Genomic DNA, 12,414 nt, shown 5'->3' on the forward strand with positions numbered 1-12,414 from the left:
AAATCGTATCACTTGTCGTCACTATTTTGAGCTTATGCAGATGGACAATGTGTCTAGCTGGGCTTTTGCCTTACTCGACACCCCAAAATGATCGAAAAATAGGCCTGGGTTGCGGAAGTTGGGCTAGTTGTTCTTCGGAAGGGATCTTGTAGCCCGGCAACCACTCGCCTGATTCGATTTTGGACCTTATAAACTCTTTAACTTGATGGTAGATAGGAACTAGCGAATATCTCTCAATGAGTTTCACGATTCGATCTCTCCTGTTGCGCAAATGCGTAAAGCGACCATTATGCGTAAGAATGCCTGTATTCTGCCGTATTAGCGGTGGTCGGTTAGCCCTTCAGTCCCTCTCGTGCGCCTTCATAGAACCTGTTCTGTATCAATATGAAGAAAATGATAGCCGGCAAAGCGGTTATCATGGCAGCGGCATTATAGACGCCATAGGTAGCAACCCGAAGGGTTGCAGGGGTAGATGGAATACTGGTGGTTATTATTACGGGCAGTGTATATTTGCTAGGAATAGAAATCATAGTACGGGCGTAAATGAAGTCTCCCCAGACAAATAGGAATGAATTTACAGCAGTCAAGATGATCCCGCCGCCAGCTAGCGGGAGCATTACGTACCAGAGCATCTGAGAAGTAGACGCGCCATCGATCCTGGCGGCGTCTTCAAGGTCACGAGGAATCCCTAGGAAGACCTGTCGCATCAAGAATATATTCGCAGGTAAGGCCATCGCCGTGAGTAGCAAAGCCAGACCCCAAAGGGTATCTTTTAGCCTTAGCAAACTCATGATATGCCACTGGGCGATAATTCCGGCCGTAAGTGGCACGAATTGAAGGAGTACGATCATATTGAAGATTCTGTCTCTATGGCGGAAATCCACTCTGGAAAAACCGTATCCCGCGAGGGTTGCGCATGTCACAACCAATATAACCGCAAGTGCACTTACTACCAAGCTATTCAAAATGGCCTGCTTGTAATCTATGACAGAAGTCTCGAAAAGAAACCTGTAGTTGGAGAAGTCGAGTCTCTTTGGCAGCAACCTGGGAACTAGCGAGTAGATCTCTTGTATGGTTTTAAAAGAGCTAGAAATTGTCCAAAAGATAGGAAAGACAACAACTATAGCGGTCACCGCTAAGACGAGATTCATGATCAGCTGTTGCCTTGTTTGAAACCCCAACATAGATCTTCTTTTCACCACGAAAGATGCATCGGTTGCGTTCATACCTGATGCCCCCTCTCAATCTCTATCTAGCTTCATCGTTCTCATTACGATAGTGGCTATCGCCAAGGTAAATAAAGATAACGTAAGGTTAATAGCTGCCGCATACCCTAGACGCTGTTCACCCCATATCGAAACCTCTGTGGCGTAATAAGGGAGTATTGATGTGGCCCTTGCGGGACCACCACCTGTCAAAGCTGTAACTTCTGCCAGTCCACCAGCCAACACACCGGCAGATTGGACGAAAATCAGAAACAACATGTTCTTTATCGATGGAAGATCCACATACCAGAACCGTCTCAAGGTATCTGCTCCGTCAATCAGTGCTGACTCTTTAACCTCACGTGAGATATTATAAAATCCTATTAGATAATAAAACATACTTGCCCCAAAATTTCTCCAAATGACGGCTATGGCCAATGCAAACATAGCAACCTCGGGACTAGTAAGCCATGGTATAGGTTCAATCCCAAACTTCCCCAAGAAAGCATTTAGATATCCGTTTTGCTCGTATAGGGCTTTAAACATAGTCATTCCAGCGGAGAGCGGTATAATTACCGGAAGATATAAGAGTACCCTATAAATTCGTGCGGCCTTAGGGGATTTTAATTCAGCAATCAGCCAGCCTGTAGCCAAAGCCAATATTTGAGTAACTGGATAAGTATATAAAACATATTTTGCTGATATAACAAGCCCTTGCGCCACCCTATCATCGCTGATCAATTCCCTAAAATTCGCCAACCCTACCCATTTTCCAGTAAGCGTGACGCCTCTAAAATCCATAAATCCCAACACTATACCCCAAATGATAGGCCAAAAATTGAAGATGAAAATGAAAATCAACGCAGGTAACACATACACGAGGCCACTCCATTCTCTAGTTTGATGCTTGACAGGTATCTGCATCTCCAATTCCTCCTAAAGGCGGGAAGCCTTCCGGCTTCCCGCCTTCTAATCTCCCCATATCGGATACTCTATCATTTGAATATCAGTTTGGAAAGCTGTTCATCTAGCTCCTTCTTGGCGCCCTTCATTGCTTCCATAGGATCCTTGATCTTACCAGAGAGATATTTCTCCGTCCATGGCCTTATGATCTCTATCTGTGCCCAGAAATTGGTTGTATTTATAATCGGAGTAGCCTCTTCCAAAACATCTGCCATGTCCAAGGCCCAATCCAAATCTTTACTTCCGGCAGCTAGACGATTATATGGAGTTCTATACGGAGGTAATTTCCCACTCTCAAATATTTTCTTCCACGTAAAATCGTTTGTAGGCCCAAACGCCCAAATCAGAAAGTCTACAGCTTCTTGAGGATGAGGTGCGTCCTTGTATAGATAGGCTGGGGTGCTCCAGAACACGGTACCGCCCCCGACATCCTTTGGAAGCCTGGTGAGTCCCGAGTTCTCCTTGCCTATAGTCTGGTATGCCCAGATTCCCGCCGAATGCTGGTATACAAACATTCCATATTGGCCTTTCAAGTAGGGTTCTGCAAAGGCGTCCCCGGCGTAAGGGTACCACATACTCGTGGGCATAGATAGCCCTTGTTCTATCCATTGCTTGAGCAAAAGGCAGGTCTTGATCATTCCTTCGCCGGTGACATCTACTAGCCCGTTGGGAAGGAATGGCTTCTTCGTAAAGGTCTGTTGAATTGCAGCAGGTCCTCTATGGAAGGGAATTATGGTTGTAGAGATTCCATAAATTTTTTGTGCCTTGAAGGCATTTACAATCTTCTTGGCAAGAGCATTTACATCCTCCCAGTTGGTCACTGGAGGCTTGTCATATCCAACCTTTTTAAGGATGTCTTTTCTATAAAGAAGGGCGTCTATATCAATAGTTATTGGCATACTAGCAAAGTATTTATCCCTAAATTTGGTTTCTCCCAGGACTGATGGCAGCATGTCCTTCTCAATCAGAGCGGCATCTTTCTCCTTGGAATTCTTTATATATTCATCCATATACTGATACATCCCACCAATGAACCCTGGGGCCGTATCTGTGGCAGGCCACCCTCCAAGGAGCAGGTTCCACTCCATTTTCTTTTCACTTACGAGCTGCTTATATTTTTTCAAATCCATGCCAACATCTTCAAATACAATCTTGACATCGGGTCGGATCTTCTCATATTGCGCCGCTAATTCCTTGAGCGGCCATTCCGCCTGTACCCAGCCCATGGCATTTATTTTAACAATAGTCTTAGGAGCGGCAAATGCAGCAGAAGTCAAACTGAGCCCAATGAGAACCCCAAATATCAGCACCGCAATAAAAATCCTCTTCACTTAATTCTACCTCCCCTATGGAATTTTACGAATTCATAAATAAATAGAATAAGATGGGACAACAACGCAGGCTGATACCTATCGAAGGAAGATCTTGGCTCTGCCTTATCACCCCCTCATTAAGGCGTGATTAGCGCGAGGCGCCCTCTGTAGGCGGCTCCTCCTGCTCCATGAGTGGAATTGGCAAAACCCAGGCGAGAAATCAATAGTGTATACTCCTCTAGCTGTATATACTTCTATACTATATGGAATATTCCTTCCGAAATTCTGATTCTTCGTTTAAAATTCTTCGAAACCTAATATTCAAGGCCGATCAGGACAAGACCGAATATTCTCTGATCCAGGCCGGCAATATATGGCTTCCTATGCGGAAAAGGCTTGATCCGGAGAAAACAAGCAAAACATACCTTGATACCTCCATTCCGGTGCTAGATAATAGAGGTGCAGGTAAATCGGCGAGAAAATGGGGTATACACGAATGAATCCACGAGATCGAGTCATCAAAACACTGAGGTTTGAAAGCGTCGATCGAGCCCCCCGCGACCTCTGGTACTTGCCCGGAGTTGAAATGTTTAGGAAGAATGAGCTTGATGAAGTGCTCCAGGAGTTCCCTCCAGACTTCGCATCCCCCCGCTATAGGTATGGTAAATCAAGGCGTGCGCGCGGCATCCCCAATGTGATTGGCGAATATGTAGACGCCTGGGGATCTGTATGGACGGTAGCAGAGCCGGGAGTTATAGGTGAGGTGAAGGCCCCACCACTGGCTGATTGGTCGGCCCTCGATTCTTATACGCCTCCATGGGAGCTTCTTGAAGAAGCCGACTTATCGGAAGTGAATCGGAGTTGCGCCGAGACTGACCGGTTTGTAAAAGTGGGGACTGAAACGAGGCCTTTCGAGAGGATGCAGTTCCTCCGGGGGACTGAGAACCTCTTTCTTGACCTGGCATATGGCACAAAAGAGGTATATAGGTTGCGGGATATGCTGCATGAGTTCTTCATAAGGGAAATGGAAATGTGGGCTAAGACAGATGTGGACGCAGTTGCGTTCATGGATGACTGGGGGGCACAAAAGGCGCTTCTCATCTCGCCAGAACTCTGGCGCAGTTTCTTCAAACCACTTTACAAGGATTACTGCGATATCCTGCATTCAGCAGGCAAGTTCGTATTCTTCCATTCTGATGGCAATATCGAAGTAATTTACCCGGATCTCATCGAGATAGGAATAAGCGCGCTGAATTCCCAGCTTTTCTGTATGAATATAGAGGAACTTGGACGAAAGTATGGAGGCAAAATCACCTTCTGGGGCGAAATAGATAGACAGAAGATCCTTCCCTTCGGAAGCACGGATGAGGTTAGGCAAGCGGTAAGGCGCGTCCGGAGGGCGCTTGATACAGGGCATGGGGGCGTGATAGCCCAGTGCGAATGGGGGGTCAAGGATCCAAAGGAGAATATCCGCGCTGTGTTCGATGAATGGCTCAAAAGAAAGGAGCATGCTGCTGGCAATGAATAACATATCGCCCTTCGAGGTCAAAGGAAACTGGTACAAAGGTAACCTTCATTGTCATTCAACCGTGTCCGATGGGAAGCTGGCCCCGGAAGATGTGGTTTCCCTTTATCGTGGCAATGGGTGGAATTTTCTCGCCTTCACGGATCACCGTGTTTTTGCGGACTGGAACAAGCTGGGCGATGAGGATTTTCTCATAATCCCGGGCGTAGAATTAAATGTTGACGCAAGTAAAGAAGGCCGTCCGATATGCTATCACATTCTGGGGATCCAGGGAGGTAAGCCGGGGCAGCATGCCCGACTTGTAAGGGAATTAAGGCACGGGGATAGATGGGAACCTGCAGTCTGGCAGGGAATAGGTAGTGTCCAGGCTTTGATCGACGAGCTCAAATCAAGGAATAATCATGTGATCCTCTGCCACCCTGTCTGGTCCCTGACCGAGTTCGAGGATCTCAAGGACCTGGAGGGCTACTTTGCGATCGAAATCTACAACCATGGGTGCGAACTCGAATGCCATACCGGCCTTTCCACCCTATACTGGGATTCGTTGCTGAAGCGAGGGAAGAGGATCTGGGGCGTTGCAGTCGACGATGCTCATCACCGCATCCAGGACGAATGTGGGGGTTGGGTAATGGTCAAGGCGCCGTCGCTCACTCGGTCTGCAATCGCTGAAGCGCTGGTCGAGGGGCGATTTTACTCCTCAAGCGGACCCATTATAGAGGGTTTTGGGATTGATGACGGCGAGGCATTCGTGCGGAGCTCTCCGGTTAAATCGATCCATTTTATGACCGGGCCTTCAAGAGGGGAAAGCTTCCACGCCGCTCCTGGAGAATCTATAACGACCGCAAGATACAGGCTTAAGGGTAGCGAACTCTATGTCCGTGCCGAATGCGTAGATGGTCATGGAAAGACCGCCTGGACGAACCCGATCTTCCTTGCTCCCGTTTCATAAAACCTGAGGATATTCCCTCGATTACAAAGCAAGAGTCTCTCTGGTTCCAGGGGTAGTTCGTAACAAATTTCGGCAAATCCGGTAACTGCCTGGAGGCGATGTTGATGTATAAAGACCCTGTAGATTACGTCAATCCCAACATCGGCACCATAGGCCACCTGCTCACCGCTACATCCCCGACAGTCATGCTTCCGCATGGCATGGCTCAAGTTGCACCCATCACAACACCCGGCATTATGGATAGATACTTGGCCGATAAGATCTACGGTTTCCCAGTTGCCAATGTGGGGGGAAGATCCTCAGCTGCGGCGGCCATAATGGCAACCAATGGCGCAACCGAGATAGAACCCGCCAAATATGCTTCCACGTTCGATCATGACCTGGAGATCGTTTCGCCATATCATTATTCGGTTCTCCTGGAAGACTACGACATAATAGCGGACTGCACAGTGACCGCTCATGCCATATATTACCGATTTACCTATCCAGGGAATGCCCAATCACATATAGTATTGAATATGAAGGACAGCTCTGAATTGGAAATACTAGATGCCACATCGCTCACTGGATATCTAGAGAGTTCAGGAGTCCGCCACTACATATACATTGAGTTCTCCAAGCCATTTCAATCTTGCCGAACATGGCATGGTAGCACCATAATTATGCTATAATTATGTTGTGATTATAGCAAGGGAGTTGAGCGTATGCCACAGATAAGACCCATCGCCGAGTTAAGGAATACAAGCAAAATTTCAAAGATCTGCCACAACCAATCGGAACCTATATTCATCACCAAAAACGGATATGGTGATCTAGTGATTATGAGCATGGAAACCTATGAAAGGCAGTTCGCGCTTGTAGATGTTTATAAAAAACTGGGCGAAGCTGAAAAGCAGATCGCAGACGGAGTTCCCCTGTTGGCGGGAGAGCAGGTGTTCAAGCGTTTGAGGGAAAAATATGCAAAATAGTTATCAGCTGAGATTTACACCAATCGCCGAGGATGATTTGAAGGGGATATACCGATATATTTCAGAACATCTGGTTGCCCCAGAAGCCGCCAATGGCCTGATGGATGATATTGAGGCCTCCATCCTGCGGCTCAAGGAGTTTCCTTATTCAGGCAGCCCTGTCACGGATGATATTCTAAGTAGCCGTGGCTACCGCAAGCTGATTGTCAAAAACTATATTGTCTTTCACCTGATTGACGAGGTAGAAAAACAGATTGTTATTATGCGTGTGCTCTATGGCGCGCAGAAGTATGAAGGTATACTGTAACGGGCACAAAATCAAATAAAAGGGCCATCGATCGAGCAGGAGGGGGTGTCTGGCCCCCGTCCCCTCATACCACCGGACATGCGGACCCTCTTCCACTGCCCCCCAAAGGCACGCTCGCATCCGATGCTGTAACCATTGATTGAGCTCCGTAACAAGAGTTTCCCGTCTATAGACATAACTAGGAAACTCCCGCTAGACGGTTTGCTTATCTAATTGAATGGCCCGACGAGAAAGGGCATTAAGACCAGCTATTATCTCATCAATGGTCGGCGGGCATCCGCTGACAAACTCGATAAGATCTTCTGGATTTTTCTCTGTCATTTTGCGCACCCTGTGAGAGTGGTGTCTACAATAACCTTGCTGGCAATCTCCAACCGCAAGCAGGTAATCATCCATTCGAGCCAGGTTCTTGCTCCCTCTCAATATCTCTCTTCCCCCTGCCAGCACTCTTATGCTTGAGAGATCGTCCCTAACAGAGTTGATCACTCTATTGGCCAAGTCAATACATTTCCTGCATACCACATCGAAGGAGTCAAGAATCTCGTAATATCTGCGGCCAGAAGGCGGACAACCCCCAATCCAGATTCCCTTCGACCGGTACTCTTCTCTGATACAATCACCCAGAAGCACTGTACGGGGATTCACGGTATCCGGCATATCCCAGGGGCCAGGCCCATATACAATATCCACTGATTCCAGCAGGACATTAGGACGGGCGAACCTATACACTCCCCCTTCAGCGATTGACCTGCATCCTGAGCAAGACTCGAGGTCGAAGAGTCTCAACTTGCCGCCGGAATCTTTCATTAGCTGCTGCGCAGGAGTCATGAACGGACATTCTGCATCTCTTATATTCAGCCCCCTGATCAAGATATAGTCGAGAGCATCCGTCCCTATCCCCCTTTGCGCTGCCCAGCGCAAATATCGAATTCTCGGATTCTGTTTCATGACACGTGTGCAGACAGTATCCACCGCCACAGGGTCATTTCCGACTATTATGATATTGGCATGAATCGGATGATCAAAATCAGTGCCACCTGCCACCCCTTCTGCCCCAGTCCTCCCATCGACGATTACCAGGTCAGCCGGCTTGATTCGATTGATGTCAACAAGGCATTCTTCCAATGCTCCATCCCTGTGAACTTCAGTTTTGTCAGTATCAGGTATCAGTCCAAAAGTATTCTTGAGAGCAACAGTAATCCCGCATGCTACATGGGTCTTAAGGGCAGGCACATTTATGAAAACATCGCTTTCAAGGAATATCCTGGGCAAATGCACAGTTTCCCTGTAAAGCGCGTCTTTAAGATGAACATCAACATATTCCACGTTGTCACAATCCACTAGTTCTACATTAGCACGTCTCGCCATATCGAAATAGCCTAACCTTTGGAACGCCTCAGCCGTCCGTATCTCATTTCCGGCCCCTTCCCCCACGATTATCCTCGCCGGACCTACCTCCTTAACCAGCTTGACGACAGCTTCGACGATCCCTACACCCGTCGTCCCGCCAGATTCTGCAGGGGCTCCTGCAGTAAGATTGGGCTTTATGAAGACTGTATCAGTCTTTTTGATATAGCGTGCAAGTCCGCCAACCATGTCTATGCAAGACCGGAGGGTACTTTCCAACTCACCATCTGTCCGGGCTATCACCACTTCAGAGAAAAGCGTCCTTGTCGTCTTGAGCATGGATCGACCATCCTTTCGCTACATCCCCACAGTCCGGACAGAGACGCGGCGGACGAACACTGCCGCCGCGCCCCCGTCGATCAGCCGGTGATCTATGACCAATCAGCGAGACTTACCCATTAGCAGCTCAAACCGAGTGATCTTCAAACCTATCGCTCACTTTTTCCATGGCTCTTCCTCGATGAATGTTTATGCATATAGGGCTTGGCCTTTGTTCTGCAAAATATCGCCTCCATATGAACGTGGTCAGAAATCAATGTTTTTCTGACGCAGATACTCGACCGCGGCGCGCACGGCCTTCCTATATTCCTCCAACACCTCAAAACTCCGACGTTCGAGGCGACTCGGCTCACCCAAAAGTGCTGTTAGACCCCCGTCAACCATGAGAGAGACGCCCGTAACATATCGAGATTCGTCACTTGCAAGGTAAACACACGCCCAGGCAACATCTCTCGGTTCCCCGACTATGTGTAGTGGCTGATTAAGCTCCCTGTATTCCCGTTCCAAAGCTTCGATTTGTTTAGCCTTCTCTATTTCTCCGAGATCCAATAGGGCCTGCTTCAGCCTGCCTTTACTAACATCAATAGCCCCTGGGTTACAGCTATTGACGCGGATTTTATAGGGGGCCAGCTCAATTGCCAAAGCACGCGTCATTGCGTCTAGCGCGCCCTTGGAGGCGGCATAGGCTGACCACATCGATGCCCCGGCTTTCCCGTGGACCGAACCTATCTGGATGATGGATCCGCCGCCCACGGCCTTCATATACGGCACTGCAAAGTGGATAGCAAGCCACCCGCCCCTGACGTTTGTGTTCATAACATCATCAAAATCAGAAAGCGCCCTTTCAAGCGGACCATCGACCTGATGAACAAATGCCGGGATCCCTGCATTGTTGACAAGGATGTCCAGGCGTCCAAAGGTCTCAACAGTGGAGACAACCATGCGCTCAACTTGGTCTACCTCACGGATATCGGTTTGGATCGCCAGGGCTTGGCCGCCAGCCTGGCGAATCTCCTCCGCCACGTCTTTGATCTTCTCCAGTGTGCGGGCCGCCAAAGTAACGCTCGCCCCTTCCCTGGCGAAAGTGCGAGCAATCTCAGCCCCTATCCCCTGTCCACTCCCTGTTACAATCGCTACCTTTCCAGACAACCGCAACCGTGTCCCCTCCTATACCGACAATAGCTGCAGATCATCGGAGATCTCCAATCAAATAGTATACAGCATCCTTGGACGCGCGATGGGAGACTATCTAGATGATTGGCCGCGGCGCACCCGACATTCGCGCCATATGAGCTTAATACATTAAATCTCTCCACGACTGAAGCCGCGGGATTCTGCGACTCGGACCTTTTCGCGCCGCTATGTATAAGGTCTCCAGCACCTATGAAATGGCACGATCCTCCAACTTCTATCTCTCGATTACCTTATATCTTTTGACTGTCTTGGCCCTTTTCCTGCATATGCTTTTTTCAACCTATGTGGGATTTTACAGCGCATCGTTAGACTCCTGACTGGCGCACGGCCGGAAGAACATGAAGTCTAAGCAGAAAAGGACAAGGAAGGCAAAAGATGCATGATCTTCCTACCAGGATAAAGTCTCTCTTTGATAAAAGTCGCGGAAATGACATAGTATTTCTTTGAAAGATCAAATGGGGACTGAATTCTAGATTATGCTTGACGATACTACTATATCGCAATATACCAAAAGGATTGAAGATATCCTCAAGGAATTCACTGAACAGATCGTAGCTCTACGGAGAAAGGGAGAGCTGACCATGCTCGATGACACTAAGATATCGCAATGCAGAGCGGATATAGAAGGTATTTTGAGAGGATTCATTGAACAGGCTGAGGCTCAACGGAGGAAAGGAGAGTTGACCATTGATTCCGTGGAGAAACTGATAGCGGAGAATATGTCCGTAGTTGCTGAAAAAATCATGGATCTCGAAAAAACTCTTCTGGCCGAAACAAAGCCCGAAAATAGCGGGGAAGATCGTCATCCAACTTGCGACAGAAAGATGACCAAAAGCAAGGCGGACTGAGAGCGCACAGATAATATCCGGAGAAGATGGGCAGGCGTGGCTAATTCCTCGCCACCTCAAATCAGGGGTGACGTATTTTTAGGCAGGCTTTGTAAGAAGATGGCGAGGATTTCGGCAGCCTCCCCTCAGAAGTGGTGAAATGGTCGTCAGGTCGGGGTGATTCTGGGAGATCCTGGGTAGGTCTTACCTACAGGTAGCTGAAATCTCGTCAGGTTTCGTCGAGAGGTGGCGAAAATGCCGCCAGTCTTCGCTCCCGGGTGGCGGAATCCTCGCCACCTCATATCCAAATTGGAAAATTCAAGGAGATGATTATCCATCATAATACAGTTTATGGTATATATTGGGTCAAGGTGACGATATTTCGATCAGGCTGGGGGCAAGGCTGACGATATTCTAGTCAAGATGATGGCGAAGCTGGCGATGATTTCGCCAGTCTGCGATCAAGGGTGTCGCGATATTCATCACCCCCTGTGATAGTCTTGTCGCACCAAGCTACTGGCACGACGCGAAGAAATATGTTACCAATAAATTTACCCTCTGGGCCATCAGGAAGCTTTGCCCCCACGGCTGAAGCATGAATTGAGTGAGGCTCATAAGTATGATAATCTGGAATTGAAGCACACCCCTAGACTATGTCGTCTATCAGGTCCGGAGGTCGTTCGTGCCTTGGAAGGGCTAGGCTTTGTGCAGGTACGCCAACGGGGGAGCCATGTCGTGTTAAGGAAACAGATACCAGAAGGGGATGTATGCTGCGTTGTACGAATATTGAAATAGGGGAAATATCCGATGGAAGATAGCAACACCCTAGAGCCCGGGAGTACATACGGTACCTGGGGTCTTTGTTTTACTAGCGGTAAAGTCAATGGTATTTGAAGAGTCTCTTCACAATGGGGTAACCCTTTTGATCTTCTTAATCTAGCGTGCCAAGGACATAGAAGTCGAGGGCTCGATTCACTTCCATGCGGATCACATCAGTATCATCCAGTTTCAGGTTGACTGCAGAATCCAATATATCTCTTGTGAGACCCTCCACGATCACATTGGCATCTCGTGCAGCTGCGAGATTCCTGCTTGAAAATCAAAATTCTTGCTCCGGCGGAGGAAATCCCATAAACTCAGAGAAGCAAATATAGCGGTGAATTTCCATGGCCAAACAGAAATCAGGACGAGTTGATATAGAATGTGATTTGCATGGTTTGACGAGGGATGAAGCGTGGATCGAACTCCAGCAGGTGGTGGCCCTCTTGCGAAGACGCAAGAAGGGGCGCGCCCGCATAATCCATGGTTGTGGCGAGGTCCTGTCGGAGATGGTATATGAGTTTGCTCAGCAAGCGCCGGACCTACAGATAGAGCAGGAGCGAAACAATGCAGGGGCTAGCATCATAGAGTTAATACCGGGCCGCGCGAGAGATTTTGGGCTACTCGTATGACATTGGCCTCTTATCCTGATGCAGCG

At 48.3% G+C, this 12,414-nt stretch carries 14 protein-coding genes; 8 read left to right on the top strand and 6 right to left on the bottom strand.

Features of this window, described 5'->3' with window-relative positions; translation table 11 throughout:
* Window positions 1–70: 70 nt before the first annotated feature.
* From HPY52_13605 to HPY52_13620, 4 genes are all read right to left on the bottom strand, one after another.
* On the bottom strand, window positions 71–247 hold the full coding sequence (locus tag HPY52_13605; protein ID NPV81286.1) for a GntR family transcriptional regulator: 177 nt from the start codon (window positions 245–247) through the stop codon (window positions 71–73).
* Between the two features lie 85 nt (window positions 248–332).
* Entirely contained in the window at window positions 333–1,226 is an 894-nt protein-coding gene (locus HPY52_13610; GenBank protein NPV81287.1) for a carbohydrate ABC transporter permease, read from the bottom strand.
* Window positions 1,227–1,241: 15 nt separating this feature from the next.
* On the bottom strand, window positions 1,242–2,129 hold the full coding sequence (locus HPY52_13615) for a sugar ABC transporter permease (protein NPV81288.1): 888 nt from the start codon (window positions 2,127–2,129) through the stop codon (window positions 1,242–1,244).
* Between the two features lie 71 nt (window positions 2,130–2,200).
* The gene (locus HPY52_13620) at window positions 2,201–3,499 is read right to left on the bottom strand and encodes an extracellular solute-binding protein (GenBank protein NPV81289.1); all 1,299 of its coding nucleotides are present in this window, start codon (window positions 3,497–3,499) and stop codon (window positions 2,201–2,203) included.
* Between the two features lie 478 nt (window positions 3,500–3,977).
* Between HPY52_13620 and HPY52_13625 the strand changes: the two genes are divergently transcribed.
* From HPY52_13625 to HPY52_13645, 5 genes are all read left to right on the top strand, one after another.
* Window positions 3,978–5,009: a methyltransferase gene (locus HPY52_13625; GenBank protein NPV81290.1), complete on the top strand. Its 1,032-nt coding sequence runs from the start codon at window positions 3,978–3,980 to the stop codon at window positions 5,007–5,009.
* Window positions 4,966–5,955 (top strand): PHP domain-containing protein, encoded by a 990-nt coding sequence (locus HPY52_13630; GenBank protein ID NPV81291.1) that lies wholly within the window; start codon window positions 4,966–4,968, stop codon window positions 5,953–5,955. Before HPY52_13625 ends, HPY52_13630 begins: the two co-directional genes overlap by 44 nt.
* A 104-nt stretch (window positions 5,956–6,059) precedes the next feature.
* A complete protein-coding gene (locus HPY52_13635; GenBank protein ID NPV81292.1) occupies window positions 6,060–6,626 on the top strand; it encodes a hypothetical protein in 567 nt (188 codons plus the stop codon).
* Between the two features lie 33 nt (window positions 6,627–6,659).
* Entirely contained in the window at window positions 6,660–6,923 is a 264-nt protein-coding gene (locus HPY52_13640) for a type II toxin-antitoxin system Phd/YefM family antitoxin (protein ID NPV81293.1), read from the top strand.
* On the top strand, window positions 6,913–7,230 hold the full coding sequence (locus tag HPY52_13645; protein NPV81294.1) for a type II toxin-antitoxin system RelE/ParE family toxin: 318 nt from the start codon (window positions 6,913–6,915) through the stop codon (window positions 7,228–7,230). The genes HPY52_13640 and HPY52_13645 overlap by 11 nt, the downstream gene beginning before the upstream one ends.
* Window positions 7,231–7,422: 192 nt before the next feature.
* Here HPY52_13645 and HPY52_13650 read toward each other — a convergent pair whose 3' ends face one another.
* Together HPY52_13650 and HPY52_13655 are read right to left on the bottom strand one after the other, a co-directional pair.
* Window positions 7,423–8,916, bottom strand: a complete 1,494-nt coding sequence (locus tag HPY52_13650; protein NPV81295.1) for a DUF362 domain-containing protein — start codon at window positions 8,914–8,916, stop codon at window positions 7,423–7,425.
* Between the two features lie 246 nt (window positions 8,917–9,162).
* Entirely contained in the window at window positions 9,163–10,071 is a 909-nt protein-coding gene (locus tag HPY52_13655) for a glucose 1-dehydrogenase (GenBank protein NPV81296.1), read from the bottom strand.
* Window positions 10,072–10,586: 515 nt separating this feature from the next.
* Here HPY52_13655 and HPY52_13660 point away from each other — a divergent pair.
* The 3 genes from HPY52_13660 to HPY52_13670 all read left to right on the top strand — a co-directional run bounded on the left by HPY52_13660 (window position 10,587) and on the right by HPY52_13670 (window position 12,388).
* A complete protein-coding gene (locus HPY52_13660) occupies window positions 10,587–10,958 on the top strand; it encodes a hypothetical protein (GenBank protein NPV81297.1) in 372 nt (123 codons plus the stop codon).
* A gap of 612 nt (window positions 10,959–11,570) precedes the next feature.
* Window positions 11,571–11,732 carry an addiction module toxin, HicA family gene (locus HPY52_13665; GenBank protein ID NPV81298.1) on the top strand — a complete coding sequence of 54 codons (162 nt, stop codon included), beginning with the start codon at window positions 11,571–11,573 and terminating at the stop codon, window positions 11,730–11,732.
* A 371-nt stretch (window positions 11,733–12,103) separates the two neighbouring features.
* Window positions 12,104–12,388: a Smr/MutS family protein gene (locus HPY52_13670; GenBank protein NPV81299.1), complete on the top strand. Its 285-nt coding sequence runs from the start codon at window positions 12,104–12,106 to the stop codon at window positions 12,386–12,388.
* Window positions 12,389–12,414 lie beyond the last annotated feature (26 nt).

It is taken from the genome of Bacillota bacterium, assembly GCA_013178415.1.
Classification (GTDB): Bacteria; Bacillota; SHA-98; order Ch115; family Ch115; genus Ch115.

Bases quoted from the DNA above. Each gene is read 5' to 3' on its own strand.
- HPY52_13610 (NPV81287.1), bottom strand. From the start codon at position 1,226: ATGAACGCAACCGATGCATCTTTCGTGGTGAAAAGAAGATCTATGTTG.
- HPY52_13615 (NPV81288.1), bottom strand. From the start codon at position 2,129: ATGCAGATACCTGTCAAGCATCAAACTAGAGAATGGAGTGGCCTCGTG.
- HPY52_13625 (NPV81290.1), top strand. From the start codon at position 3,978: ATGAATCCACGAGATCGAGTCATCAAAACACTGAGGTTTGAAAGCGTC.
- HPY52_13630 (NPV81291.1), top strand. From the start codon at position 4,966: ATGAATGGCTCAAAAGAAAGGAGCATGCTGCTGGCAATGAATAACATA.
- HPY52_13635 (NPV81292.1), top strand. From the start codon at position 6,060: ATGTATAAAGACCCTGTAGATTACGTCAATCCCAACATCGGCACCATA.
- HPY52_13640 (NPV81293.1), top strand. From the start codon at position 6,660: ATGCCACAGATAAGACCCATCGCCGAGTTAAGGAATACAAGCAAAATT.
- HPY52_13645 (NPV81294.1), top strand. From the start codon at position 6,913: ATGCAAAATAGTTATCAGCTGAGATTTACACCAATCGCCGAGGATGAT.
- HPY52_13650 (NPV81295.1), bottom strand. From the start codon at position 8,916: ATGCTCAAGACGACAAGGACGCTTTTCTCTGAAGTGGTGATAGCCCGG.
- HPY52_13660 (NPV81297.1), top strand. From the start codon at position 10,587: ATGCTTGACGATACTACTATATCGCAATATACCAAAAGGATTGAAGAT.
- HPY52_13670 (NPV81299.1), top strand. From the start codon at position 12,104: ATGGCCAAACAGAAATCAGGACGAGTTGATATAGAATGTGATTTGCAT.